Origin of the sequence: Metapseudomonas cellulosilytica (assembly GCF_049334135.1) — a bacterium.
Lineage (GTDB): Bacteria > Pseudomonadota > Gammaproteobacteria > Pseudomonadales > Pseudomonadaceae > Metapseudomonas.
In genome coordinates this window covers 36,853-63,632 of sequence record NZ_JBHZGN010000029.1, presented here as the reverse complement: position 1 = coordinate 63,632, position 26,780 = coordinate 36,853, and the positions used below count along the sequence as shown (strand labels likewise).

Here is a 26,780-nt window from a genome sequence, read left to right as displayed (position 1 = left end):
ACAGGACGACACGACCGACCTGCAATCCAACGAGGAGACAATAACAATGAGCAACACCTCGCTTTCCCGAGCCGTGGCCCTCGCCACGCTCGGTGCCAGTGTCACCCTGCCGGGCATCGCCCAGGCCGAGTTCATCAAGGACAGCAAGGCCAGCCTGGAACTGCGCAACTTCTACTTCAACCGCGACTTCCGCCAGCAGGGCGCACCGCAGGCCAAGGCCGAGGAATGGGCCCAGGGCTTCCTCCTGCGCTACGAGTCCGGCTTCACCGAAGGCTCCGTCGGCGTGGGCGTCGATGCCCTCGGCCTGCTCGGCGTCAAGCTCGACTCCAGCCCCGACCGCAGCAACACCGGCCTGCTGAAACGCGACCGCGAGACCGGCCGCGCCCAGGACGAATACGGCGAGCTCGGCCTCACCGCCAAGCTGCGTGCCTCGAAAAGCGTGCTCAAGGTCGGCACCCTGCTGCCCAAGCTCCCGGTCGTCCAGTACAACGACTCGCGCCTGCTGCCGCAGACCTTCAAGGGCGGCCAGTTGACCTCGCTTGAGCTCGACGGCCTGACCTTCGATGGCGGCCAGCTCAAGGAGGTCAATCAGCGCGACTCCTCCGACTACGAGGACATGACCATCACCAGCGGCGCCGCCCGCGCCATCACCTTCCGCCCGGGCACCACCAGCGACGAATTCAACTTCGCCGGCGCCAGCTACAAGTGGAACGACAGCCTCACCACCGGCTACCACTACGGTGAACTGGACGAGTTCTACAAGCAGCACTACGTCACCGTCGTGCACCTGCTGCCACTGGGCGACAAGCACTCCCTCAAGAGCGACCTGCGCTTCGCCCGCTCCACCGATGAGGGCACCAGCAACGTCGACAACAAGGCCTTCGGCGCCATGTTCACCTACACCCTCGGCGGCCACGCCCTCGGCCTTGGCTACCAGAGCATGAGTGGCGACACCGGCTTCGCCTACATCAACGGCACCGACCCCTTCCTGGTCAACTTCGTGCAGATAGGCGACTTCGCCAACAAGGACGAGAAGTCCTGGCAGGCCCGCTACGACTACAACTTCGCCGATATCGGCATCCCCGGCCTGACCTTCATGACCCGCTACCTGACCGGCGACAACATCGATCTGGGCGCCAACCGCGAAGAAGGCAAGGAGTGGGAACGCAACATGGACATCGCCTACGTGTTCCAGGAAGGCGCGCTGAAGAACTTCGGCATCAAGTGGCGCAACGCCACGGTGCGCTCCACCAACTTCGGCAGCGACCTCGATGAGAACCGCCTGATCCTCAGCTACGTCGTGCCGCTCTGGTAAGTTCGCCCACCAATGAAAAGCCCGCCATCCGGCGGGCTTTCTCGTTCTGGCACGAATGTCCTTTCTTGTGGGGGCGAATTCATTCGCCAACCGGACCGCAGGTTCGGCCTGCAAGGCCTCATGGGGCGGCTTCGCCGCCCTTGGCGAATGAATTCGCCCCTACTGGCTCTGCCGCCCCCCGCAGCCGAAGCGCCAGAAAAACGACCAGCACAGTTGTGAGCGAATTCATTCGCGAATTGCGGTGACTCAATCCTGCGAAGTGGCACCAATCTTGTGCACCGAGAGGTCAGCGCCGTAGTACTCCTCCTCCTGGCTCAGGCGGATGCCCAGGGTCGACTTCAGCAGACCGTAGACCGCGAAGCCGCCCACCAGCGCCACCAGAATGCCCAGGCCGCTGCCGATCAGTTGGCTGACGAAGCTGACGCCACCCAGGCCGCCCAGGTCCTGCTGGCCGAAGATGCCGCAGGCGATGCCGCCCCACACGCCGCACAGGCCGTGCAGCGGCCAGACGCCGAGGACGTCATCGATCCTCCACTTCACCTGGGTAGCGGTGAAGGCCCAGACGAAGAGGCCGCCGGCCATCGCGCCGGTGGCCAGGGCTCCTACCGGATGCATCAGGTCGGAACCCGCGCACACCGCCACCAGGCCGGCGAGCGGGCCGTTGTGCAGGAAGCCGGGGTCGTTGCGCCCCACCAGCAGCGCGGCGACGGTGCCACCGACCATGGCCATCAGCGAGTTCACCGCCACCAGGCCGCTGATGCCTTGCAAGGTCTGGGCGCTCATCACGTTGAAGCCGAACCAGCCGACGATCAGGATCCACGAGCCCAGCGCCAGGAAGGGAATGTTCGACGGCGCAAAGGCCACCAGGCGGCCATCGCGATAGCGACCGTCGCGATGGCCCAGCAGAACCACGGCGCCGAAGGCCAGCCAACCGCCCACCGCATGCACCACCACCGAGCCGGCGAAGTCATGGAAGCTGGCGCCGAAGCTGTTCTTCAGCCAGTCCTGCAGGCCGAAGTTGCCGTTCCAGACGATCCCCTCGAAGAAGGGATAGACGAAAGCGACGATCAGCAGCGTGGCGCAGAGTTGGGGGTAGAACTTGGCGCGCTCGGCGATGCCGCCGGAGATGATGGCCGGAATGGCCGCGGCGAAGGTCAGCAGGAAGAAGAACTTCACCAGCGCATAACCATGGTCGGCGGCCAGGGCGCTGGCCGGTTCGAGGAAGGTTACCCCGTAGGCGATCCAGTAGCCGACGAAGAAGTAGGCCAGGGTCGAGACCGCGAAGTCGGAGAGGATCTTCGACAGGGCATTGACCTGATTCTTCTGCCGCACCGTGCCGACTTCGAGGAAGGCGAAACCCGCGTGCATGGCCAGCACCATCACGGCGCCCATCAGAATGAACAGGGTGTTGGAGCCGTGGATCAGGTTTTCCACGGCACTATTGAGGTTTTCCATTGGCGAAGGGAGCTCCGGCAGCGAAGAAAAAGCACCAAAGCAGTTCAAGGCGGGCCTGGCACGCACCATCCTGAAGCCTGGCCGCACCACAAAGGGCTGGATCGAAACCCCGCTTTGGTGCATGCCGGCAGGCGCAAGACCTGTCTCGAAAAGCCTTTCTCTTTGTTTTTCATAGGGTTGAGCGGATTTTGCGGAACCGGGAAGCCCATCCGGGACGCCCCGATCCAGCGCAACTCGCCGCAACCGCGCACCACCCCGATGCAAGCGCTATACCAGCGGTGCCAAGGAAAATCTGCGTGAACCTTGGGAGAAGGCACCTACTCTTAGGCATTGAGTCCTACAAGGAGAATCGTCATGCCCCGTAAGACCGCCACCCACGCACAGGACGACCTGCTGGCCGACTTCCAGACCCTGGTCAGCGATACCGAAAAACTGCTGCAGGACACCGCTAACCTGGCGGGTGACCAGGCTGACGAGTTGCGCCTGCAGATCCACGAAAGCCTCAAGCGCGCTCGCGACACCTTGCGCGACACCGAGCAGAACCTGCGTGATCGCGGCCAGGCCGCGGTCCAGGCCACCGAGGATTACGTCCAGGAACACCCCTGGCAAAGCGTTGGTCTGGCCGCCGGAATCGGTTTCCTGCTCGGCCTGCTGGCCGCCCGGCGCTGACCATGAGTGACGAAGCCCCTTCCTCCCAAGCCTCGGGACGCAACCCCTCGCCCAAGCGCCTCGGCGCCTCGCTGCTGGGATTGCTCCATAGCCATGTGGAGCTCTTCGGCATCGAGCTGCAGGAACAGAAGGCCAGCAGCCTCTACCTGCTGATCTTCGGCGGCCTGACTCTGATCTTCACCATGCTCCTGCTGATCGGGCTGTCCGGCCTGGTGCTGATGCTGCTCTGGGACAATTGGCGGTTCGAGGCCCTCGGCGGCCTCTGCCTCTTCTACCTGCTTGCCAGCTTCTACTGCGGCATTCGCCTGCGGGCGGCGGTGGATGATGATGAATCCCCCTTCAGCGCCACCCTGGAAGAACTGGCGCGTGACCGGGAGCGCCTATTGCCATGAGCCTGCCGGAACTGCCCCGCAAGGCCAGCCGCCGCGACATGCGCAAGGCGCTGGTGCGCCTGCGGCTGGAGATGCAACGCCAGGAGCTGCGCCACGAGTCGCTCCTGCTGACCCAACCCCTGCGCCAGGCACGGGAGTTCTCGCGCCAGCTGGACATCCCCCACGCACCGCTCTGGGGCATGGCGGCGATAGCGGCGCTGGGGTTCTTCGCCGCCCGCAAGGGCAGCCTGAAGCGCGGCCTGCGCCTGGGTAGCGCGCTCCTCCCCTTGCTGCAGGCGCTGCTGAACAGGCCACCGGGCTCCGGGCCGGGCTAGCCACGGTGCGCGGATAAGGCAACTGGCCACATTCTTGCTACGGGTGAGCGGCCCGTCGCACCAGACATGGGCATCGTCCCTGCGCGTCGCGCAACCCAATGGCCATCCACCAAGGAGTCAACGTGATCGATGGGCAACCGCTCGCCTGCTTCCAGCCCTTCATCGATACCGCCACGGGGCTGATCGCCGGCGTCGAAGCCTTGGGCCGCCTGCGTCAGGCCGATGGCAGCCTGCAATCGGTCGGCCCGCTGTTCGCCGATTCCCGGCTGTCACCCTGGGCCCTGCGCCGGCTCGATCGGCAGCTGCGCGAGGACGCCCTGCAGCGCTTCGATCATGAAGCTCCGGCCGATTGGTTCCTCAGCCTGAACATCTCCCCCCGCTGGATCAGCCGCCTGCGTCCGGGGCAGACCCTGCCCAGCCTCAAGCAGTTGCAGCGTTTCGGCGTACCGGCGCAGCGTATCGTCTTCGAGATCACCGAACTGGGCGGCGCCAGTCAACGCCTGACGGACGTGGTGGCGCGCTATCGCGAGGCCGGCGCGCGAATCGCCATCGACGACTTCGGTGCCGGCTATTCCCAGCTCGACCGGGTGCTCGCCCTGCAGCCGGACATCCTCAAGCTTGACATGCGCCTGTTCCAGGCCGCGGCCCGTGGCGGCCCGAGCGGCGAGGTGGTCAAGGCCCTGGCGCAGATGGCGGAGAAGACCGGCTGCTGGATCATCGCCGAAGGGGTGGAAACCGAGGCGGAACTGGACTTCGCCCTCGAGTGCGGCGCCCGCTACGTGCAAGGCTACCTGTTCGCCGCGCCGCGCCTGGAATTCTTCGCCGCCGACGCTTTCGCCCAACGCTTCGCCCGTCTGCGCGACTGCTATGTGCAGGGCAAGCTGGCCGAACGCGCACGCCTGATGACGCTGCAGCGCCGTCTCAATGAGCTGATGGGGCAGCTACGCCCCTGGGCCGAGGCTGGCGGCCCCCTGCCCAAGCTGGCCGCCGAGGATGTACACCCTTGGCTGCTGCGCATCTACCAGTGCGACCGCAATGGTGCCCAGATCACCCCGAACCTGCAGTGGCGCGCAGGACGCTGGGTCGACGACCCGGATTTCCTGGGGCACAACTGGTCCTGGCGCCCCTACTTCCACCAACTGCTGGCCGAGGGCTGGGCGGAGCGCCGACTGACCCTTTCCAACACCTACCGCGACGCCACCACCAACCAGTACTGCCTCACCGCCGGGCAATTCATCGACGACGGCCGCCGTCTGCTGCTGGTGGATGTGGACGCCGCCTGCCTGGCGAAGGACTGAGCCGCCGGCGAAGGCTTGGGTTAGAGTAGGGCCTTCGGTCACTGAACGGAGAAGACAGGCCTTGGACTGGCAGACCCTGCTCACCCGCGAACGGCTTGGCAAACCGGTGCACAGCACCGACGAGCTTGGACGCAGCCCTTTTCACAAAGACCACGACCGCATCATCTTTTCCGGCGCCTTCCGCCGCCTCGGGCGCAAGACCCAGGTGCATCCGGTGTCCAGCAACGACCACATCCATACGCGCCTCACCCACTCCCTGGAGGTGAGCTGCGTGGGTCGCTCGCTGGGCATGCGCGTCGGCGAGACCCTGCGCGAAGCGCTGCCGGATTGGTGCGAACCCTCGGACCTGGGGGTGATCGTGCAGTCGGCTTGCCTCGCTCACGACATCGGCAACCCGCCCTTCGGCCACTCGGGGGAAGACGCCATCCGCTACTGGTTCCAGCAGGCGGCCGCGCGGGGCTGGCTGGACGCGATGAGCGACGCTGAACGCGATGATTTCCTCAATTTCGAAGGCAATGCCCAAGGCCTGCGGGTGCTGACGCAACTGGAGTATCACCAGTTCGACGGCGGCATGCGCCTGACCTACGCCACCCTCGGCACCTACCTGAAGTACCCCTGGACCTCGCGCCATGCCGAGGCCCTGGGCTACAAGAAGCACAAGTTCGGTTGCTACCAGAGCGAGCTGCAGCTGCTGGAGCAGATCGCCGCCAAGCTGGAGCTGCCGCGGATCGACGAGCAACGCTGGGCGCGCCATCCGCTGGTCTATCTGATGGAAGCGGCGGACGACATCTGCTACGGCCTGATCGACCTGGAAGACGGCCTGGAAATGGAGCTGCTGGACTACGCGGAAGTCGAAGCCCTGCTGCTCGGCCTGGTGGGCGACGACCTGCCGGAAACCTACCGTCAGCTCGGCCCGCAGGACTCCCGCCGGCGCAAGCTGGCGATCCTTCGCGGCAAGGCCATCGAACACCTGACCAACGCCGCCGCCCGCGCCTTCGTCGAGCAGCAGGACGCCCTGCTGGCCGGCACCCTGCCGGGCGATCTGGTGGAGCACATGCACGGCGCGGCCAAGCGCTGCGTGCTCAAGGCCAAGGCCATCGCCCGCGAGAAGATCTTCCAGGACAAACGCAAGACACTCCACGAGATCGGCGCCTACACCACCCTGGAAATCCTGCTCAATGCCTTCTGCGGGGCGGCCTTGGAGCAGCACGGCGGGCGCTCCCCGTCGTTCAAGCACCGGCGCATCCTCGACCTGCTCGGCAACAATGCGCCCGACCCGGACTGGCCGCTGTACCGCTCATTCGTGCGCGTGATCGACTTCATCGCCGGCATGACCGACAGCTACGCTACCGAAATGGCCCGTGAGATGACCGGCCGATCCAGCCCGATCTGACCGCAGGTCTTCAGGAGTAGCGCTGATGCGAACCTTGTTCAAACAGAGCCTGCGCTGGCACGCCGGCCCCCCGGCCTGGGGCGCCGCCCTGATGGCGGGCGCGGGGTGCGGGCTGCCGTTGATGCTGGGCCTGTTCACCAGCCACAGCGGATTTCTCTGGGCCGCCACCGGCGCTTTCCAGGCTTCCCTGGCCAACCCCTTCCATCGCCTCGGCATGTTGCGCATGACGCTGCTTACCGGGCTGGGCGCCGTCAGCGCCGGCCTGGGTTTCTGGTCCGCCAGCCATCCCCTGCTGAGCCTGGCCAGCTTCGCCTTCGTCGGCCTGCTGCTGGCTGTGCTGCAACGCTACGGCACGGAGCTCGGCAAGCTGGGCGTGGGGCTGGCGGTCTGCCTGTGCCTCGGCCAGGGCCAGGCGGGGCTGGGCAATCTGCACAACGGCCTGGCGGTAGGGGCGCTGTTCGCCATCGGTGGACTCTGGGTGATGCTGCTGGCCTTCGCCCTGCGCGCGAGCCGGGGTCTGCGGCTATGGCCGCTGATGCCCCGCCTCGGCGAGTTCGCCCAGGTCATGCGCCGCCATGCGCAGCGACTGCCGCAGCGCCTCTGGGTGATCCATGCGACGGCCTGTTGTACGGCCGGCGCACTCGCCGGCCTGGCGGTCAACCTTTCCGGCTTGCCGCGAGGCTACTGGCTGACGCTGACGGTGATGACCACCATCCAGATGGACCTCAACGGCAGCCTGGTTCGCGGCATCCAGCGCGGCCTGGGCAGCCTGGTCGGCGCGCTGATCCTGATCGGGGTGGGCAGCTGGCTGCAGAGTCCCGGATTACTGGTGGCCTGCATGCTGCCGCTGATCGTCCTCAGCCGGGCTTACATCGCCCAGCATTACGGACTCTTCGTGGCGCAGACCACCGTTTGCTTCGTGCTGCTGGCTGAAAGCCTCTCCCTCGACTGGCACCTGCCCGAGGTGCGTCTCTACAACACCCTGCTGGGCGCGGCGCTGGCGCTGCTGGTGGCCTACCTCGCCCACCGTGCCCGCCTGCGCTGGGGAACTCCGGCGCCACGGATGGAGGAAGCGCGCCAGGGGGAATGAGCATCCACGTTCGTAGAGCCCGGATTCGCGGAGTCCCTGCACTTGCCCCACCGTAGGGTGCGCCATGCGCACCGATCCCGGGGTCAGCGCCTGCGCCTCGCTCAACCCTTGGTGCGCGCGGCGCACCCTACCTGGTCAGCTCCATCGCGTCATGCATACAGAGGCCTCATTCCTCCAGGCGCTGCGCCAATGCCTCCAGCAGGTTGTCCAGGCTGCGCCGGACCATCTCCGCCAGCCGCCGCAGCTCGACCTCCCGGACACCACCGGCATAGGCCTCGGCAAAGGCGATGCACTGGCCGAGCAGGGGCTGTGCGTCGAACAGCGCCACGGCCCCCTTGACCCTGTGCACCAACCGTTCCAGCTCTTCCCAAGCCCCGGCCTGCAGCAAGGTGTCCAGTTCCAGGGCGTCGGCCTGACTGGACCGGTGCATCTCCGTCAACAGCAGGCGCGCCGCCCCGGCGGAGCCACCGATGCTGCGCTCCAGCAGGCCAGGGTCGAGGCGGATCGGCGAATCGCTCCCACGCGCCGCCTGCGCCGCGGAATCGACAGAGTCGAGGCCTTGCAGGTAACGCTGCAGCCCTTCCAGGCCGATGGGTTTGAACAGGCAGTCATCCATGCCCGCCTCCCGGCAGCGTGCCAACTCCTCCGGCTGCGCGTTGGCGGTCAGCCCGATGACCCTGCTGGGAGCCTTACCGAGCCAGCGTTCGCGCTCACGGATGCAGCGGGCGAGCTGGAAGCCGTTCATTACCGGCATGTTGCAGTCCGTGATGACCAGGTCGAACTCCGCTTCCTCCCAGGCGCGCAGGGCGTCTTCGCCGTTCCCGGCCTGCGCCGCCCGGTGCCCGAGGAATTCCAGTTGCTGCACCAGCACCATGCGGTTGACCGGATGATCGTCCGCCACCAGCACACGGTAGGTGTTCGCAGCCGGCTCAAGCCTGGCGGACGGTTCCGGGGCTGGCGGCAGAGGCTCGCGTCGAGGCAGCCACAGGTCCACCGTAACCTGCGTACCGACACCGAGCTCGCTGTGCAATTCGAGCTGCCCGCCCATGAGGCTCACCAGCCGGCGGCAGATGCTCAGCCCCAGACCAGTACCGCCGCGCTCCACACTCATGCTGCCGGCGAACTGGGTGAAGGACTGGAACAGCCGCTTCTGGTCCTCTTTCGCGATACCGATTCCGCTGTCCTCCACCACCAGCCTCAGGTGCACCTGCCCGTCTTCGACCGAAGCGCTGCACAGGCTCACGCAGACGTTGCCCCGGTCGGTGAACTTGATGGCATTGCTGATGAGATTGGAAAGGATCTGCTTGAAACAGGACGGGTCCACCATCACGTCGTCCGTGGTAGCGAGGTCCAGGTGCAGAAGCAGCTCCAGGCCTTGCTGCCGCGCCAGCCCCTCGAACACCCGAACCACCGATTCCGTCAGCGCCCTGGGGGAGGATTGTCGGGGTTCGAGGACCATCCGCCCGGATTCGATCTTGGCGATGTCGAGGATATCGCCGATCAGCGCCAGCAATGAATTGGCCGAGTCCTGGGCCACCGTGATCGCCTCGCGGTCCGGCCTCTCGCGCTTGAGCGCCAACTCGAGCATGCCGATGATGGCGTTCAATGGTGTGCGAATCTCGTGACTCATGGTGGCGAGAAAGCGGCTTTTCGCCACATTGGCCGACTCGGCCTGGTCCTTGGCCTGACGCAGCTCGGCCATCAGGCGATTGCGTTCGGTGATGTCCACCCAGCCACAGATCAGGCCGAGGATGCGCTGCTGGGCATTGCGATAAGGGATGGCCCAGTAGGACACCTCCAGCGTCTCTTCACACAGGTGCAGCTGCTGGTCGCTGAACTGCGCCCGGCCCTCCTGCAGGGCACGCAGGTTGAGCGACTCCAGCGCTTCCAGGGCCTCGACCCGCAGGCCCTGCACGGCCGTCAGGCGCTTGCCCAGCAGCGCCTCCCGCTCCAGGCCGAAGGCAGCTTCGAAACTCAGGTTGCAGGTGATGGTACGCCCCTCCAGGTCACGTACGGACAGCGGGAAGGGAATGCCGTCGATCAGCGAGCGCTTGAATTCCAGCTGGTCATTGAGCCAGCGCTCCTTGCGCTCGCGCCGCTTCACCTGGCGGCGCAGGTAGAGGGCCCAGCCGGCGAACAGCACCGACAGCAGGAGAAAGGCGAAGCCCACCTCGTAGAGCCGTTCCTCGTACTCGACCCAGGTGCTTTCGGCCACTTCGGCATTGGTGTACCAGCGATTGACGATGTTGCCCAACTCGTCCGGCGAGATGGACAGCAGCGCCTTGTCGAGGATGCTCAGCAGCTCCGGCTCGCCATGCACGACCGAGAAGGCATAGCGTGCCGGGTCCCGCCCGACGGTATCGGCGATGCGCAACTTGCCGGGGTAATAGCGATTGATCAGGAAACTTGCCGACGCCATGGCGTGCAACGCGCCATCGGCCTTGCCTTCGGCGACGCTGGAAAGCGCCTGGATACCGCTGCCGACTTCCAGCAGACGCACGCCCGGGTGGCGCTGCTCGATGTAGCCACGCATGGCATGGCCGCCGGGGATGGCCAGGAGCTTGCCATCGAACTGGTCCAGGCCTTGGAGGCCTTGTTCCGACAGGCGCACCACCAGCACGTTGCTGCTGCTGAAGTAGGGTCGGGTGAAGTGGAGGAACTCGTTCCGTTCCGGTGTCGAGACCAGGGTTGCCGCCATATCGGCCTGGCCATTGCGCAACCGATCGAGCATCCCCTGGACGCTGACGGCGTCCTGGACCTCGACCGTCAGGCCGGTCTTCTGCCGGATGAGCTCCAGCAAGTCGGGCGTTATGCCGCGAAAACGCTTCTGCGCATTGAAGAAGGTCAGCGGTTCGAAGGAGCCGTCCACCACCAGCCTGGCCGGCCCGTGCCGCCTCAGCCAGCGCCGCTCCCGTTCGGTCAGGTGCAGCCGGGCGTTCTCGAGAAACATCCCCGAGCCACCGCCCCAGCGTCGCAGGATCCCCGCCCTCTCGGTTTCGGGTATGGCCGCTATCGCGAGATCGAGGATGCGCCGCAGCTGCTGGTTGTCCGCGGCCAGGGAAAAGCTGAACCCCACGCCGTCGAAACCGGCGAAGTTGGTCATCCGCAGGTTGGTCAGGTAGCCCTGCCCGATCAGGTAATTGACGGTGATGGCATCGCCGATGAACAGGTCGCTCTGGTCGAAAGCCACCGACTGCAATGCACCGCGCACCGAGTTGTGCAGGCTGGGCCTCGCACCGGGGTAGAGCTGGCGGACCTGAGCCGGATCCGGTCCCTCCTCGGAAACGGCCAGGCGCAGCCCCGCGAGGTCTCCTTCAGCGGCACGAGTATCATCGATGCGCATCACCATCACTGGCTGGTGCTGGACATAGGGGCGGGTCTGGATCAGGCCCGGGCTGGCCGCATCGGCCTCGAGGCTGCTGCCCAGCAGGTCGACCTCACCGGCGCGCAGGGCAGCGCGCGCGGCTTCCCGGTCCGGATAGCGCAGGACTTCGGCATCGATCTCCAGGGCCTGGGCGATCAACCTCAGGTAGTCGGCGGTGATCCCTTCGTATTCCAGGCCACTGGCGGTGATATCGAAGGGCGGAAAGTCCGGTTCGCTGGTACCTATGCGCAATACGCGCTTGTGCCGCAGCCAGAGCCTGTCCTGCTCCTCCAGCGGCACCCGCAGATCCCGCGCCTCGGAGCGCCCAAGCAGCTGCAGGGGCACGACTTCGCTCGCAGGGCAGTGCGGGGACAGCAGCAGGCTGCCCAGGAGGGAGCCTGCCAGCAGGGCGGACAAGCGCATGGCCAGGGTCACACCAGGGCATTGCGGTTGGCGAACTCCACCAGCTCGATCAAGGATCGGGCGTTGAGCTTGAGCATCAGGCGGGTCTTGTAGGTGCTGACCGTCTTGTTGCTGATGAACATCTCCTCGGCAATTTCCTTGTTGCTGTAGCCGTTGGCGAGGAACTTGAGCACCACCAGCTCGCGATCGGAAAGGCGGTCGATCATCTCGACCTCGTCCGGCAGACCGATCTGGCGCTTGCCGGACTTGATCACGTCGCTGGGGAAGTAGCTGTAGCCCGAGAGCACCGCCCGAACCGCCGCGGTGACTTCGGAAAGATCACCTTCCTTGCAGACGAAGCCCGCCGCGCCACCCTGCATGCAGCGCGTGGCGTAGTGGTTGGGGTTCTGCCCGGTCAGCACCAGCACCCGCAGCGGCATGTCCAGCGCATGCAGGCGGGCGATGACATCCAGGCCGCCGAGCTTGGGAATGCCGATATCGAGTATCACCAGGTCCGGCTCGTGCTCCCGCGCCAGGGCGATGGCGTCCACGCCGTTATCCGTTTCCGCCACGATCGAATAACCCTCGCGATCGAGCAGCAGGCGCACGGCCAGGCGAATCACCGGATGATCGTCGACGATCATCACCTTGTAGGCGGACTCGTTTCCCGGCTCGATAAAATCATCCAGATTGACCAGCTTGCTCACGGCAGCTCTCCTTCGCGCGATTGAACGCTGCCAAGATAGAGATGCCGGCTCCCCTGTCGAGCCCAGGAAGGGCCGCTTCTCCACTTAAAGACGCGGCTTACCGCACCTTAGGCCATCTCCTACGGCAACTGGTCAGTTTCAACGCGGAAGATCGCTCGGTTCAGGAAGAAAACTCTGCTAGATCCGCACCACCCCACCGGCCTGGTGAAAGCCTTGGCGCCCCCCCCGGCCTACCGAACCCGTCCCGCCCCCATGGCAATTTGCACGACGAAGCCAACCGCGCTCATCTATGCTCCTTTAGCCCCCCAGGGACCGGGGCCAAGGAGCTTCCTCAATGCTGCAAAAGTTCGCAGAGCGTCGCTTTCCGCTGCATGTCCATATCAGCGTGCTCTTCACCCTGCTGCTGCTCCTCACCGGCGTGGTCCTGGGCCTGTTCAACTACCGCCAGACCAGCCAGATCATCCTCTCCAGCAGTGACGAGCTTTTCGGCCGCATCAGCGGCGAAGTCGAAACCGACCTGCGCCACACCTACCAGCCGATCCACCACCTGTTGAACCTGTTGGCCCTGAGCGGCGGCGACCAGCGCCAGGACAGCTTCGATCGCCTGGACCTGCTTCTGCACCCGCTGACCCGTGCCCTCACGGACAATCCCAAGTTGGCCGCCCTCTATCTGGGCTATGACGACGGCGACTTCTTCATGGTCCGCCCCCTGCGCAGTGAGCGGCTGAAGACGGCCTTCAACGCCCCGCCCGGCGCCGCATACCAGGTCTGGAGCATCGAGCGCGACAACCTGTCCCGGGCTCGCTCGTTCACCTTCTTCTTCGATGATGCGCTCAACGAGATCGTTCGCCGCCAGGAACTCAGGGAACGCTACGACCCGCGCGGCCGACCCTGGTACTACCGGGCCCTGGAGCAGGACGGAGCAATCGCCACCGCACCCTATGTGTTCTTCTCCAGCGGCGCGGTCGGTACCACCCTGGCCCGGCCCAGCGGCAGCGACGCGGTGATAGGGGCCGACCTGACCCTGGACGACCTTTCCGCCACCCTGGCCGATCACCGGGTCACCCCCTCCACCGAAGTGGTGCTGTACCAGCCGGACGGCCGCGCCGTGGCGTACCCGGACACCAGCAAACTGGTCAAGCGGATCAATGGCGCCCCCGAACTGGGCGAAGTCAAGGAGTTCAGTCCGCCCCTGGCGGCGCTGGCGGGCCTCGCGGGTCAAGACGACCTGCGCACCAGCCTGCAGATCGACGATCGCCGCTGGGTGGTGGCCCGCCAGCGCCTGGAGGAAGGCGGCCCCCAGGGCCTGCAACTCGGCATCCTGGCACCCGAGGATGAGCTGCTGGACGACGCCTACCGCATCCGCTGGCAAGGCGCGATCCTGACCCTGGCGATCCTGCTGCTCTGCATCCCGCTCGGCTTCCTGCTCTCGCGCATTGTGGTCAAGCCGCTCCAGGCGCTGGTCACCCAGGCCGAGGCGATCCGCAGCTTCAACTTCAGCCTGCCCGCCATGGGCAACTCGCCCGTGCTGGAGGTGGACCAGTTGGCGGTGGCCATGGCGCGGATGAAGGAAACCATTTCCAGCTTCCTCGATATTGCCTCCAGCCTCTCGGCGGAAACCCGGTTCGACAACCTGCTGCGCCGCGTCCTCGACGAAACCATAGACATCGGCGAAGCCTCCGGCGGCCTCCTCTACCTGATCGACACCCAGAAGGGCCGCCTGGAGCCCCATGGCCTGTTCCTCAACGACCAGGAGCAGGATCTCGAGGCCCACGGCATCCGGGGCTTCGGCCTGGAAAGCCCGGCCTTGCCGCACTGGCTGGACCTGCCGGCCCACGGCGGCCCAAGCCAGGTCTGCTCCTTCGGCTACGATCAGGCCGGCGCCTACTGCGACCTGCTGAAGACCCTGCAAAGCCCGCGGGTTCACCTGGTGAGTACCGGGCTGCACAACCGCCAGGGCAACACCATCGGCGTGCTGGTCCTGCTCCACCGCGACGTCGGCAGGGAAGCCCGGCCAGCCATCCTGCGCCCGGAGCGCATCGCCTTCGTCGAAGCGATTTCCGGCGTCGCCGCGCTCTGCATCGAAAGCCAGCGGCTGCTGGAGAAGCAGAAGCAGCTGCTGGATGCCTTCATCCAGCTGATGGCCGGCGCCATCGATGCCAAGAGCCCCTACACCGGCGGCCACTGCCAGCGCGTACCGGAGATCACCCTCATGCTGGCCCGGGCCGCTGCCGCGAGCGAGGAGCCGCCGTTCCGCGGCTTCAAGCCCACCGACGAAGAGTGGGAAGCCCTGCATATCGCGGCCTGGCTCCATGACTGCGGCAAGGTCACGACGCCGGAGTACGTGGTGGACAAGGCCACCAAACTGGAAACCCTGTACGACCGCATCCACGAGGTCCGTACCCGCTTCGAAGTGCTCAAGCGCGATGCCTGGGTGGACTACTGGCGGGCCATCGCCCAAGGCGCGGACGAAGGCGAACAGGCGCGTCGGCGTGACCAGGAGCTGGCGGCGCTGGATGACGACTTCGCCTTCATCGCCCGCTGCAACCTGGGCGGCGAGGCCATGGCCGAGGAAGACCAGGAGCGCCTCAAGCGCATCTCCGCGCGCACCTGGACCCGCACCCTGGACAACCGCCTGGGGGTTTCCTGGGAAGAGGCCCAGCGTCTGGCCCGCACGCCGCCGCAGCCGCTGCCGGTCGAGGAAAACCTGCTGGCCGACCGCCCCGACCACCTTTTCGAACGCCCCGCCAGCGACCTGATCGCCCCGGACAATCCCTGGGGCTTCAAGCTCAGGGTGCCGGAGTACAAGTTCAACCGTGGTGAGCTGTACAACCTCTCCGTGAGCCGCGGCACCCTGACGGAGGAAGAGCGCTACGTCATCAACCACCACATCGTGCAGACCATCCTGATGCTCAATCACCTGCCCTTCCCGGCGCACCTGGCGAACGTGGCGGAAATCGCCGGCGGGCACCACGAGAAGATGGATGGCACCGGCTACCCGAAACGCCTGACCCGTGAACAGATGAGCCTGCCGGCGCGGATGATGGCGATCGCCGACATCTTCGAAGCCCTGACGGCGGTGGACCGCCCCTACAAGAAGGGCAAGATCCTCTCCGAAGCCCTCGGCATCATGTCCGGCATGTGCCGCAATGCCCACATCGATCCCGACCTGTTCGGCCTCTTCATCCGCTCAGGGGTCTACCTGGATTACGCACGACGATTCATGAAGCCGGAACAGATCGATGCAGTGGACGAGGCGGCGGTGCTGGCGAAGGCGGGGCTGGCTTGAGCAACAGGCAATCGCTGGCGCAAACGTTGTAGGGGCGAATTCATTCGCCAAGGGTAGCGAAGCTGCCCCTATGGGGCTCCCGATGGCAGACCTTCGGCCTGCTTGGCGAATGAATTCGCCCCCACAGTAGGAAAGCCATCCCACAGTCACAAAAAAGGCGCCCAAAGGCGCCCTTTTTTTCCGCAGCCCGTCATGCGTTGACGGGATTCTCCGGGTACCACACGTCGAGCAGCGGGCTGACGGTGGAGCCGGCCAGCTCGGCGTGGCCCTTCTGCAGCCAGGCTTCGACCTGGGCACGCTGTTCCGCGCTTACCGAGCCACGCTTGCCGAGGCAGACGAAGCCATAGTCCTGGGCACCGATGAAACCGAGGCCGTTGCCCTCGATCGCTTCGGTGACGAAACGCTCGAAGAACGCCGAAGCCGCTTCCGGGTCCAGCCCCTCCTTGTAGTTGAAGACGAGTTCGAAACCCAGTTCCTGGAATTCATCGACGCAAAGCTTCTTGCGCAGGCGGCGGGAGCGGTTGGTGGCCATAAGGCAGTTCCTCGGGAGATTTGACGGGCGGCACTCTAGCAGCTTCCGCCGCAACTTGCCCGCCCGAGAGCCGTTGCCCCCCCATGGACGGACGAAATGAATGGCGGATCCGCGCAGTTCGGGCAGGGTTGCGGCATAATGCGCCGATTTCCCGAACCCTCGTGGGAACACCTGCCATGTCATTCGTCTTCGTCACCCGCCCTCGCCAGGAGGGCAAGTCTTGATGTTCAAGTCCATCCGTACGATCGCGCTCGCCGCCCTGATTCTGCCCTGCGCCCTGCCGCTGCAGGCCGCGCAGGTCAACACCAGTCTGCCTGCCAAGGTGCAGAAGGCTCTGGCCGCCAACAAGATCGCCACTTCGTCGCTGTCTCTGGTGACCCTGCCGCTCACCGGCCCTGGCGCCCAAACCCTGGTCAACGCCGATGTCTCGGTGAACCCGGCTTCCACCATGAAGCTGATCACCACCTATGCCGCACTGGAACTGCTCGGCCCGACCTACCAGTGGAAGACCGAGTTCTACGCCGACGGCCCGCTGAAGAACGGCGTGCTCAACGGCAACCTCTACCTCAAGGGTGGCGGCGACCCCAAGCTGAACATGGAAAAGCTCTGGCTGATGATGCGTGACCTGCGCGCCAACGGCGTGCGCCAGGTCACCGGCGACCTGGTGCTGGACCGCAGCTATTTCGTGCATCCGCAGCTCCCCTCCTTCAATGATGACGGCGGTGACGAAAACAAGCCCTTCCTCGTCGGCCCGGACTCGCTGCTGGTCAACCTCAAGGCCGTACGCCTGATCGCCCGCGCCGAAGGTGGCCAGGTCAGCCTGGCCATGGAACCGCCGCTCGACAACATTCGCATCGACAACAAGGTGCAGGCGACCAAGGCCGCCAAGTGCCCGTCCTGGCCAGATGTACGCTACAACCCGGTGACCCAGTTCGACGGCACCACGCTGATCGCCAGCGGCAAGCTGCCGGAAGGCTGCAGCGCCCAGGCCTACATGTCCCTGCTTGACCATCCGGGCTATGCCGCCGGCGCCGTACGCGCTTTCTGGAAAGAGCTGGGCGGCAGCATCAGCGGCAAGGACCGCCTGGGCGACGTGCCCAAGGATGCCAAGCTGCTGGCGCGGTCCTTCTCCCCGGACCTGGTGGAAATCATCCGCGACATCAACAAGTACAGTAACAACACCATGGCCCAGCAGTTGTTCCTCAGCATCGGCGCGCGTTACCGCACCGCTGCCGATGGCGACGACGCCAAGGCCGCGCAGCGGGCGATCCGTGACTGGCTGGCGAAGAAGGGCATCACCGCGCCGCACCTGGTGATGGAGAACGGTTCCGGCCTGTCGCGCAACGAGCGGGTCAGCGCACGTGAAATGGCCGCCATCCTCCAGGCTGCCTGGCAAAGCCCCTATGCCGCGGAGTTCATCGCCTCCATGCCGCTGGTGGCCATGGACGGCACCATGCGCAAGCGCCTGCGCCGCACGGCGCTGGAGGGCGAGGCCCACATCAAGACCGGCACCCTGAACACCGTCCGCGCCATCGCCGGCTTCAGCCGCGACAGCAACGGCAACACCTGGGCGGTGGTCGCCATCCTCAACGACTCGCGCCCCTGGGGCGCCTCGGCCATCCTCGACCAGGTCCTGGTGGATCTCTATCGCCAGCCCAAGAGTGTCGCCGACACCCAGTGAGCCGAAGGCGGTCGCCCCTGCGGCGGCCGCCCTCTCAATCGGCAGTGCGGATCTGGTTGCGTCCCGCCTGCTTGGCCGCGTAGACCGCGGCATCCACCCGCCGCAACAGGTCATCGGCACTCTCCCCTTCGCGCCAGGCGGCACAGCCGAAGCTGGCGGTGACCTGGCCGACCCCCTCCACATTCTCCCGCGACAGCGCCTGCCAGAGCGCCTGGGCCACCGACTCGGCCTGCTCGAGGTTGGTATCCGGACAGAGCACCACGAACTCCTCGCCCCCCAGCCGGCACAGCACGTCGATGCGCCGCAGACGTTCGCCGACCCGCGCGCAGAGGGCCTTGAGCACCCGGTCGCCGGCATCGTGCCCATGGCAGTCGTTGATTTGCTTGAAATGGTCCACATCCAGCATCACCAGTGCCAGCGGCCCCTCGTGGCGCTCGGCGCGGGCGATCTCCAGCTCCAGGCGCTCCTGGAAGTAGCGTCGGTTGTAGACACCCGTGAGGGCATCGGTGATCGATAGCGCGCGCAGCTCCTGCTCCACCAGCTTCAAGCCGGTGATATCGGTGATGTAGCCATGCCAGAGGACGGCGCCGTCCTCACCCCGTTCGGGCACCGATTCGCCGCGCAGCCAGCGCAGCCCCTGGCGCGGCAGCAGCACGCGGAAGTCCTCGCGCCAGGTGGTAAGCAGCTCGGCGGAGCGGCGGATGGAGCCCTGCACCCGCTCCAGGTCGTCCGGATGGACACGCTCCAGTAGCCCGGTGGCATCGTCCCGCACCACCTCCGGCGCCACCTCGAAGACCTCGACTATGCCGGCACTGGTGTAGGGAAAGCTGAAACGCTCGTCCGGCTCCATGCGGCATTGGTACAGGACCCCGGGGACTCGGTCGCTGAGCTTCTCCAGCAGCCGGTCGCGTTCCTCCAGTGCCTGCTGCACGTGCTTGCGCTCGGTGATGTCGATGGCCACTCCCAGGTAACCCACCAGCACGTCGCGCTCGTCGCGCACACCGGTGAGGATCAGGCTGCCGATCAGCTGGCTGCCGTCGCGGCGCTGGAAGGTCCACTCACGCTCATCAAAGCGGTCGCCGGCCGTGACTTCCTCGATATAGGCCTGGAAATCCGGGACCAGCCGCCCCAGAGCCCGCCCGAGCTCCCGGCAGCGCCCCTGGACCTCGCTCTCCAGGTGCAGCACCACCGGATGGCGGCCGATCATCTCCAGCGCGCGGTAGCCGAACATGCGCTCGGCGCCGACATTGAACTGGAGGATGGCACCCCGCAGGTCCATACCGACGATGGCGACCTGGGTCGCCGCGTTGAGCAGGCTGCGCAACTGGCCGTGGGCCATGGCCAACTGCAGTTCCACGGCCTTGCTGGAACTGATGTCGGTCTGGGTGCCGATCATCCGCATGGGCGCGCCATCAGGCCCCCGCTCCACTACCTTGCCGCGGTCCAGCACCCAGATCCAGCGGCCATCCTTGTGCAGCATGCGATGCTGGCTCTGGTAGGCCGCGCTGGCACCACGCAGGTGGCGTTCGAGTTCGGCGCGGGCCAGCGGCTGATCCTGGGGGTGGATGAGACGGGCGCGGGCCTCCAGGCTGTCGGCCACCTCGTCCTCCGTGTAGCCGAGCATGGTCTTCCAGCCGCGGGAGAGGAATATCCGCCCGGACTGCGGCTCCCAGTCCCAGACGCCATGCCCGGCGCCGTCCAGGGCGAAGCTCCAGCGCTCCTCGCTGAGCTGCAGTTCGAGCTCGCGTTCGCGCAGCGTCACCGTGCGCTCGGCCACCAGCGCCAGCGCGTTCTGCCGCTGATTGATCAGCAGCAGCAGGTAACCTGCCAGCAACAGCGAAAAGGCCAGCCCGCTGAAGGCCACCAGGTCGGCCGTGGACAGCCCCGGCCCGGCGAGGAAGGCTGAACTCGGCACGATTTCCAGCAGGTACCGGCGGTCGCCGAAGGGCACCACGCGGCGCTGGCGCAGCTCGCTCTCGGGCGCTTCGGCGCTCTGGTAGATCAGCTGTTCGCGGCCATCCTCGCTGACATCGCTGACCCGCATCACCAGGCTTTCCAGGTTGCGCGGCGCAATGGCGGCCTCCATTTCCAGGTGCAGGCTGAGCACCGAGACCACGAAACCGCGCAGGCCAACATCGCCCGGCCGGGTGCCGTCATAGACCGGGGCGAGGATCACCACGCCGCTGGCCTCGCTCTCCGCCACGCCGATCACCCGCACCCGCTCGGTGACGGTAAGGCCATAGGTCCGCCGTGCCTTGGCGATGGCCGCACGCCGCGCCGGATTGGAATTCATGTCCATGCCAAGGGGCACTTCGTCGATACGCGAGGTCACGCTGTAGTAGACGGGGAAATACTCGTCCCGTGGCGGGCTGGGCACCAGGCTGTCGTCCTGCAGGTCACGGATGGCGAAACCGGCCATGCCCTCGGCGCGAGCACGAGCCTCGAACTTCTCCCGCTCGCTCGCGGCGATGCGTGGCACCCAGGAGTAGACCAGGGTGTCGCCCAGCAGAGGGCCGACGAAGCCCTGGAATTCGCCAAGGGTGACTTCATGGGAATTGCTGAAGAAACGCTGGACGGCATCCAGCTCCTCGAGCTGGTGGTCCAGCCGCTCCTGGATGCGGCTGATGCGTTCGCTGGCGGCCAGGTAGAAACGTTCACGCAGCTGCGTCTCTTCGGCGTTGCGCACCGCTTCGCTGAGCAGCAGGCTAAGCCCTGCGCCACCGAACAGAGTCAATAGGCAGACCAGCCACACCAGAGGGCGGCCGGACAGGAGCGCCGACAGGTTCAGTTTTTCCGTCGCAGGCGACCGCATGCTCACTACTCGAGTCTGGGTTTGGAAATACCGTCCCTGTGAGCTTCAACATAGTCAGATAGTGGCACTTCGCCTAGCGGCGGCGGCGGGCAATCGACCGCCCAGGGCAATCGTCGGACGGCCGGAGCTGCCGCCGGTTGATTCCAGGTCAATGCGAGCAGGATTGCACAGCCCCGCAGGCGGGGCTTTGGTCGCGGGGCAATGACGCGCGGTCCAGCTTGCGAAGGACCGCGCGGGGTGGAAATCCGCGTGGCGGATTCCCGACGGCGCCTCAGCGGATGGCCAGGCGCCAGGCGCGGTGGATCTTCGGATTGCGGGCGAAGTCCGGGTCCAGGGTCTCGGCGCTGATCTCGCTGACCGCATAGCGATCCGCCAGGCCTTCATCCAGCTGGAACTTGCGGAAGTTGTTGGAGAAATACAGCGCCCCGCCCGGCGCCAGGCGCGCCATGGCCAGGTCCAGCAGCTGGACGTGGTCGCGCTGCACGTCGAACACCCCTTCCATGCGCTTGGAGTTGGAGAAGGTCGGCGGGTCGATGAAGATCAGGTCGTATTCGCCACGGTCCTCGGCCAGCCAGGCCATCACGTCGCCCTGCTGCAACCTGTGCTTGTCGGAGAAACCGTTCAGCGACAGATTGCGCCGCGCCCAGTCCAGGTAGGTTTTCGACAGGTCGACGCTGGTGGTGCTGCGGGCACCGCCCTTGGCCGCATGCACGCTGGCAGTGGCGGTGTAGCAGAAGAGGTTGAGGAAGCGCTTGCCGGCGGCCTCGCGCTGGATGCGCAAGCGCATCGGACGGTGGTCGAGGAACAGACCGGTGTCCAGGTAGTCGGTGAGGTTCACCAGCAGCTTCACGCCACCCTCGCTGACCTCCATGAAACGGCCCTCGCTGCCCTGGCGCTCGTACTGGCGGGTTCCGCTCTGGCGCTCGCGGCGCTTGACCACCACGCGCGCGGGGTCGACGTCGAGCGCCTGGGGAATCGCCGCCAGGGCGTCCAGCAGGCGTGACTGGGCCTTTTCCGGGTCGATGGAACGGGGCGGCGCGTACTCCTGCACGTGCACCCAGTCGCCATAGAGATCGACGGCCACGGCGTATTCGGGCATGTCGGCGTCATACAGGCGGTAGCACTGGATGCCATCCTTGCGCGCCCATTTTCCAAGCGACTTCAGGTTCTTCTGCAGACGATTGGCGAACATCTGGCCGCCTTCGGAAAGGCGCGCCGGTTCGCTGCGCGGTATGGCGCCCTCGCCCTGCTCGGAGCGGCGCTCGCCGGTCACGAACTGCTCCGGCAGCACCTTCAGCAGCAGCAGCTTGCACGCCAGGGCGCCGTTCCAGAAGGCGTACTGCTTGTGGCTGCGGATGCCCATGCGCTTGCCCAGTTCCGGCGCGCCGGTGAATACCGCCGCCTCCCAGCCCAGGCAAGCCTGGCGCAGGCGTTCGCCCAGGTTCTGGTAGAGGTAGAGCAAGCTGGCTTCGTCACCCAGGCGCTCGCCATAAGGCGGGTTGCTCACGACCAGACCCTTCTGGTTCTGGTCCGGGCGCGGCTCGAAGGTGGCCAGCTCGCCCTGGTAGATTTTCACCCAGTCGCTGAGGCCGGCACGCTCGATGTTGTTGCGGCCGGGCTGGATCAGGCGCGGATCGGCCTCGTAGCCGCGAATCCACAGCGGCGGACGGGCCAGGCCGGCTTCGGCGCGATCACGAGCCTCTTCGTGGAGCTTCTTCCACAACGCCGGCACATGGCCCAGCCAGTTGGAGAAACCCCAGCGCTCGCGCTTGAGGTTGGGCGCCATGTCGGCGGCCATCATCGCCGCCTCCACCAGGAAGGTGCCGACACCGCACATGGGGTCCGCCAACGCGCCGCCCTCGGCGGCGATGCGCGGCCAGCCGGCACGGATCAGGATGGCCGCGGCCAGGTTCTCCTTCAGCGGCGCGGCGCCCTGCTGCAGGCGGTAGCCGCGCTGGTGCAGGCTGTGGCCGGCGAGGTCGAGGGAGAGGATGGCCTCGCCCTTCTCCAGGCGCAGGTGGATACGCAGGTCCGGATTGACCTTGTCGATGGAGGGGCGCACGCCATCGGCGCCGCGCAGCTTGTCCACCACCGCGTCCTTGACCTTGAGGGCGCCGAAGTGGGTGTTGTCGATGCCCGATCCGTGCCCGCTGAACTCCACCGCCAGGCTGCCGCTGGGCATCAGGTGGTCATGCCAGTCCACCGCCAGCACGCCCTGGTAGAGGTCCTCGGCGTTCTGCACCGGGAAGCGTTTGAGCACCAGTAGCACGCGGTTGGCCAGGCGGGACCAGAGGCACAGGCGGTAGGCGGTTTCCAGGTCGCCCTGGCCACGCACGGCGGCCACCTGCTCGCGCACGTCCTCCAGGCCGAGGCGTGTGGCCTCTTCGGCCAGCAGGCCCTCGAGGCTCTTCGGGCAGGTGAGGAAAAGTTCGTAGCGGTCCGACATGGGCAAATCCAGGGCCTTTAGAGGCGATCAGCGGCACAGAATCTGAGCTGTGCGGTAACAGAATGTGTGACGTAAGGTCGCGGAACGGCCCTTCGTCGGAATGGAAAAGTTACTGCATCGTGCAAAAAACGATATAGCACCATGACATCACGTCTTTCTCCGGCCCCGAAACCACGGGGGTTAGACCGAAAAAAGGCAAATTTCGTTTCCCACAGCTTATGGCCGTTGCCACCTTCAAGTTACGTCCTTATGACAAAACGATCATTCACATGCCTGGGAGCATTGGTTAGAACTCAGCTTAACCGCCGCCGCAATGGCAGCGGATGAAGGCCCGTCACGCCGGCAACGGGACTTCGAGGGCAGAGTATTTTCTGCCAGGCCTCGACTTGAGGCCAATGGACATAACAGTCAACAAATGAGGGCTACACCCTATGAGAAGACTTAAGCGTGATCCGATGGAACGAGCATTCTTGCGCGGCTATCAGCACGGCATCAATGGCAAATCCCGCGATCTTTGTCCTTTCACCCATCCCACCACACGGCAAGCCTGGATCAACGGTTGGCGCGAGGGCCGTGGCGACAACTGGGATGGTTACACCGGCGCCGCCGGTATTCATCGACTGAACGAACTCCACGCTGTCGGCTGACACTGGATCACACCGACTTCACCAAGCACGCCCCATCCGGGCGGCGGGCGCGAGCCCAGGGGCTCCCCTAGCGGGAGCCCTTTTTTATTTCCCTCAATTCTTCGGCAGGCCGGCGATGGCATCCACCGCCTCGCGAATCAGTGCCGGCCCCTTGTAGATGAAGCCCGAGTAGACCTGCACCAGGCTCGCCCCGGCAGCGATCTTCTCCGCCGCATGACGGCCCTCGGTAATGCCGCCGACCGCGATGATCGGCAGACGCCCGCCCAGCTCGCCAGCGAGCACCTTCACCGTGTGCGTGCTCTTGTCGCGCACCGGTGCGCCGGAGAGACCACCCGCCTCGTCACCGAAGGGCAGGTGTTCGACACCTTCACGGCCAAGCGTGGTGTTGGTGGCGATCACCGCGTCCATGCCGGACTCCAGCAGCGCCTTGGCCACCATGGCGGTTTCCTCGTCGCTCATGTCAGGGGCGATCTTGATCGCCAGCGGCACATGCCGGCCATGCTGGGCAGCCAGGCTTTCCTGACGGCTGCGCAGGGCTTCCAGCAATTGCTTCAGCGAATCGCCGAACTGCAGGCTGCGCAGGCCGGGGGTGTTCGGCGAGCTGACGTTCACCGTCACGTAGCTGGCATGGGCATAGACCTTGTCCAGGCAGATCAGGTAATCGTCCACCGCGCGCTCGACGGGGGTGTCGAAGTTCTTGCCGATATTGATGCCCAGCACACCGTCGTACTTGGCCGCGCGAACCCGCGCCAGCAGGTGGTCGACGCCCTGGTTGTTGAAACCCATGCGGTTGATGATGGCTTCGGCCTCGGGCAGGCGGAACAGGCGGGGCTTGGGGTTGCCCGGCTGCGGGCGCGGGGTCACGGTGCCGATTTCGACGAAGCCGAAGCCGAGCTGGCCGAAGCCATCGATGGCGTCGCCGTTCTTGTCCAGGCCGGCGGCCAGGCCCACCGGGTTGGGGAACTCCAACCCCATCACCTTTACCGGCAGGCTTGCCGGGGCCTTGGTCAGCAGGCGGTTGAGGCCGAGGCGGCCACCGGCTCCGATCAGGTCGATGGAGAGTTCATGGGAGGTTTCCGGGGACAGGGAAAAGAGCAGCTCGCGGGCCAGTCTGTACATGGTCGGTCGGGTATCGATCGGCGATATGGGCCGGCGATTATAGCTGCGCCGCCCGCATCACGCGAGGCGACGCAGGTTGAGCAACCGGCCTTCCCCGGAGAATTCCAGTTCGAAGGTGCCCCGTACCCCGGCATGGCCGAGGTGGGGTCGCAGGTGACGGGCCGGCAGACTGACCTTGCGGCCGTCGCGGCTACGCAACAGCACGCGGTTGGCTCGACCTTGATAGACTGCCAGGAATTCGTCGGCAGTCAGGGAAATATCCAGCATCAGGCTGGGCATGGAGACACCCTCGGCAATGAACAGCAGGATTCTGCCACACCGTCCATTCGCTCTTCGTTCCCGCCAAGCGGATATGCGCGGCGCGCGGCGTGCGCGGCCGGCAACCCTCTGCCAAACTGCCCCCCGTGCCCCGGGAGTATTCAGGCCATGAGTCAGATGCAGCCACCCCCCTTGACCGCCCGCTTGGCGGCAATCGCCCAGCGATTCGGCATCGGCAAGGCACCGCGACGGATACTGGAGCAGGCCAGCCGGATACGCCTCCCCTTCCAACCCTTGCCGCCGATCCAGGAAACCATCTGGTGGCAGTCGGGCCCACCCCTGCAGCGCCTGGTGGAGCTGCCGCGCAGTGCATTGTCCGGCCCGGTGCAGGAAGACAAGGCCGAGGCCCACGCAGTACTGGTGGATGTGGTCAAGCGGAGTGAACAGCAGCTTTCCAGTTTCGACCTGCGCCAGGTGGACGGCTTCTGCGGCAGCGACAACGAACCACTCCCCTCGCCCAGCTTCGAGGAATACCTGGCCGGCCTGCATACCCGCAAAGTGCGGATCATCAGCTACAAGGACTTCATCAAGGCCATCAGCCTGCCGCTGCCACGTTTCCTCGCCGGCGAGCCCATCAGCCTGTGCCGGGCCGGCTGGCACGGCAAGCGGGTGTTCTGGAACGGCGACCAGCACGTGGAAGCCTTCGCGGCCTCCATCGCCTATGCGCGCCTGCGCGAACTGGAAGCCACCCTCCCCGCCGACATCACCGAATACCGCCTCGATCCTGGCGGGCTTGGCCTGCTGAACGACCGTTACCATGTCCTGGCCATGCCGGTTCAGGCCTGGAGCGACCCGGCTTTCATGGGCCTGCTGCTGGACGGCGGTATTCCCTATTCACGCCTGACCTTCCTGCGCCACCCGGGCGCCCCGGAGTTCATCCTCCTGCCAAAGACGCACGCCGAAGCCACCGCCCTGGGCGAGGGCCTTCGCCTGGCGGGGGCGGCGGATGTGGTGAGGTACCTGCAGGCGCTGGCCTGATCGCGCTTCGACGGGTGGGTCCAGAATCGGCTCCGGAAGCTTCCGTAGGATGTGGTGGAGCGCAGCGATACCCATCAGCGACGGCCGATGGGTATCGCAAGTTCGAGGAGCGCCGGGGAGGCATTGCATTAACACATGATTGCCAATTTCGTATGAGTGGCATTAGGTGGCTCCGCGCAGCCGGATATCTCCCTCTCCCCCGTCCCCTCTCCCGGAGGGAGAGGGGTGACTCGCGCCGGCGAGGCACAAACAGTCCTGATGCCAACAGCGACCTGAAACCATGCAAAGACGGTGGGGCAAGGATTCCGCCCCTTCAGGAGGCTGAGCGGAATCGTTGCAGAGCGGGACGAGCGGCATGGATGCCGCGAGAGGCGTGCGGGGCCCTGGATGGCCCTTCGCGCCGTGCCCCCGGCGCAATGATGGAGCGAGGGCACCCGACGTAGTCGGGCCGGATGCAGGGGCAAGCCCTTTGCTTCCTTTTGGGTGGGCGGCACTCCGTCGACTGCCAAAGGGAGTCGCCTGGGAAGGCGAAACAGAAACCCGCAGCCTACTCGGCAAC

General features: G+C 65.9%; 19 protein-coding genes. 11 read left to right on the top strand and 8 right to left on the bottom strand.

Going from position 1 to position 26,780, the window contains the following annotated elements:
• Window positions 1-46: 46 nt before the first annotated feature.
• On the top strand, window positions 47-1,315 hold the full coding sequence (locus tag ACFW0H_RS26380; RefSeq protein WP_422916801.1) for an OprD family porin: 1,269 nt from the start codon (window positions 47-49) through the stop codon (window positions 1,313-1,315).
• A 246-nt stretch (window positions 1,316-1,561) separates the two neighbouring features.
• Here ACFW0H_RS26380 and ACFW0H_RS26375 read toward each other — a convergent pair whose 3' ends face one another.
• Window positions 1,562-2,770, bottom strand: coding sequence for an ammonium transporter (locus tag ACFW0H_RS26375; RefSeq protein ID WP_422916800.1), 1,209 nt, complete (start codon window positions 2,768-2,770; stop codon window positions 1,562-1,564).
• A gap of 354 nt (window positions 2,771-3,124) precedes the next feature.
• Here ACFW0H_RS26375 and ACFW0H_RS26370 point away from each other — a divergent pair, with 354 nt between their 5' ends.
• The 6 genes from ACFW0H_RS26370 (at window position 3,125) to ACFW0H_RS26345 (ending at window position 7,926) form a co-directional block, all read left to right on the top strand.
• Window positions 3,125-3,439, top strand: coding sequence for an ElaB/YgaM/YqjD family protein (locus ACFW0H_RS26370; protein WP_422916799.1), 315 nt, complete (start codon window positions 3,125-3,127; stop codon window positions 3,437-3,439).
• A 2-nt stretch (window positions 3,440-3,441) separates the two neighbouring features.
• A complete protein-coding gene (locus tag ACFW0H_RS26365) occupies window positions 3,442-3,831 on the top strand; it encodes a phage holin family protein (protein WP_422916798.1) in 390 nt (129 codons plus the stop codon).
• A complete protein-coding gene (locus tag ACFW0H_RS26360) occupies window positions 3,828-4,145 on the top strand; it encodes a hypothetical protein (protein WP_422916797.1) in 318 nt (105 codons plus the stop codon). Before ACFW0H_RS26365 ends, ACFW0H_RS26360 begins: the two co-directional genes overlap by 4 nt.
• A 122-nt stretch (window positions 4,146-4,267) precedes the next feature.
• Window positions 4,268-5,443 carry an EAL domain-containing protein gene (locus ACFW0H_RS26355; RefSeq protein WP_422916796.1) on the top strand — a complete coding sequence of 392 codons (1,176 nt, stop codon included), beginning with the start codon at window positions 4,268-4,270 and terminating at the stop codon, window positions 5,441-5,443.
• Between the two features lie 61 nt (window positions 5,444-5,504).
• Complete coding sequence (locus ACFW0H_RS26350; protein ID WP_422916795.1) at window positions 5,505-6,836, top strand: deoxyguanosinetriphosphate triphosphohydrolase; 1,332 nt, start codon at window positions 5,505-5,507, stop codon at window positions 6,834-6,836.
• A 25-nt stretch (window positions 6,837-6,861) separates the two neighbouring features.
• On the top strand, window positions 6,862-7,926 hold the full coding sequence (locus ACFW0H_RS26345) for an FUSC family protein (protein WP_422916794.1): 1,065 nt from the start codon (window positions 6,862-6,864) through the stop codon (window positions 7,924-7,926).
• Between the two features lie 166 nt (window positions 7,927-8,092).
• Here ACFW0H_RS26345 and ACFW0H_RS26340 read toward each other — a convergent pair whose 3' ends face one another.
• Both ACFW0H_RS26340 and ACFW0H_RS26335 read right to left on the bottom strand, forming a co-directional pair.
• The gene (locus ACFW0H_RS26340; protein ID WP_422916793.1) at window positions 8,093-11,713 is read right to left on the bottom strand and encodes a transporter substrate-binding domain-containing protein; all 3,621 of its coding nucleotides are present in this window, start codon (window positions 11,711-11,713) and stop codon (window positions 8,093-8,095) included.
• A gap of 8 nt (window positions 11,714-11,721) precedes the next feature.
• Window positions 11,722-12,336 carry a response regulator gene (locus ACFW0H_RS26335; RefSeq protein WP_422916822.1) on the bottom strand — a complete coding sequence of 205 codons (615 nt, stop codon included), beginning with the start codon at window positions 12,334-12,336 and terminating at the stop codon, window positions 11,722-11,724.
• A 397-nt stretch (window positions 12,337-12,733) separates the two neighbouring features.
• Between ACFW0H_RS26335 and ACFW0H_RS26330 the strand changes: the two genes are divergently transcribed.
• A complete protein-coding gene (locus tag ACFW0H_RS26330; protein WP_422916792.1) occupies window positions 12,734-15,688 on the top strand; it encodes an HD domain-containing phosphohydrolase in 2,955 nt (984 codons plus the stop codon).
• A 190-nt stretch (window positions 15,689-15,878) separates the two neighbouring features.
• Here the strand turns inward: ACFW0H_RS26330 and ACFW0H_RS26325 are convergent, their stop codons facing one another.
• A complete protein-coding gene (locus ACFW0H_RS26325) occupies window positions 15,879-16,220 on the bottom strand; it encodes a YggL 50S ribosome-binding family protein (RefSeq protein WP_422916791.1) in 342 nt (113 codons plus the stop codon).
• A gap of 223 nt (window positions 16,221-16,443) precedes the next feature.
• Here ACFW0H_RS26325 and dacB point away from each other — a divergent pair, with 223 nt between their 5' ends.
• Window positions 16,444-17,901: a D-alanyl-D-alanine carboxypeptidase/D-alanyl-D-alanine endopeptidase gene (gene dacB, locus ACFW0H_RS26320; RefSeq protein ID WP_422916790.1), complete on the top strand. Its 1,458-nt coding sequence runs from the start codon at window positions 16,444-16,446 to the stop codon at window positions 17,899-17,901.
• A 34-nt stretch (window positions 17,902-17,935) separates the two neighbouring features.
• Here dacB and ACFW0H_RS26315 read toward each other — a convergent pair whose 3' ends face one another.
• Window positions 17,936-20,713, bottom strand: coding sequence for a sensor domain-containing diguanylate cyclase (locus ACFW0H_RS26315; RefSeq protein ID WP_422916789.1), 2,778 nt, complete (start codon window positions 20,711-20,713; stop codon window positions 17,936-17,938).
• A 271-nt stretch (window positions 20,714-20,984) separates the two neighbouring features.
• A complete protein-coding gene (gene rlmKL / locus ACFW0H_RS26310; protein ID WP_422916788.1) occupies window positions 20,985-23,159 on the bottom strand; it encodes a bifunctional 23S rRNA (guanine(2069)-N(7))-methyltransferase RlmK/23S rRNA (guanine(2445)-N(2))-methyltransferase RlmL in 2,175 nt (724 codons plus the stop codon).
• A 431-nt stretch (window positions 23,160-23,590) separates the two neighbouring features.
• Here rlmKL and rmf point away from each other — a divergent pair, with 431 nt between their 5' ends.
• Window positions 23,591-23,806, top strand: coding sequence for a ribosome modulation factor (gene rmf / locus ACFW0H_RS26305; protein ID WP_151132935.1), 216 nt, complete (start codon window positions 23,591-23,593; stop codon window positions 23,804-23,806).
• Between the two features lie 93 nt (window positions 23,807-23,899).
• Here the strand turns inward: rmf and ACFW0H_RS26300 are convergent, their stop codons facing one another.
• Window positions 23,900-24,925 carry a quinone-dependent dihydroorotate dehydrogenase gene (locus tag ACFW0H_RS26300; protein WP_422916787.1) on the bottom strand — a complete coding sequence of 342 codons (1,026 nt, stop codon included), beginning with the start codon at window positions 24,923-24,925 and terminating at the stop codon, window positions 23,900-23,902.
• Between the two features lie 57 nt (window positions 24,926-24,982).
• Window positions 24,983-25,204, bottom strand: a complete 222-nt coding sequence (locus ACFW0H_RS26295; RefSeq protein ID WP_422916786.1) for a DUF2835 domain-containing protein — start codon at window positions 25,202-25,204, stop codon at window positions 24,983-24,985.
• A gap of 147 nt (window positions 25,205-25,351) precedes the next feature.
• Between ACFW0H_RS26295 and ACFW0H_RS26290 the strand changes: the two genes are divergently transcribed.
• Window positions 25,352-26,221 carry a DUF6685 family protein gene (locus ACFW0H_RS26290; RefSeq protein ID WP_422916785.1) on the top strand — a complete coding sequence of 290 codons (870 nt, stop codon included), beginning with the start codon at window positions 25,352-25,354 and terminating at the stop codon, window positions 26,219-26,221.
• Window positions 26,222-26,780 lie beyond the last annotated feature (559 nt).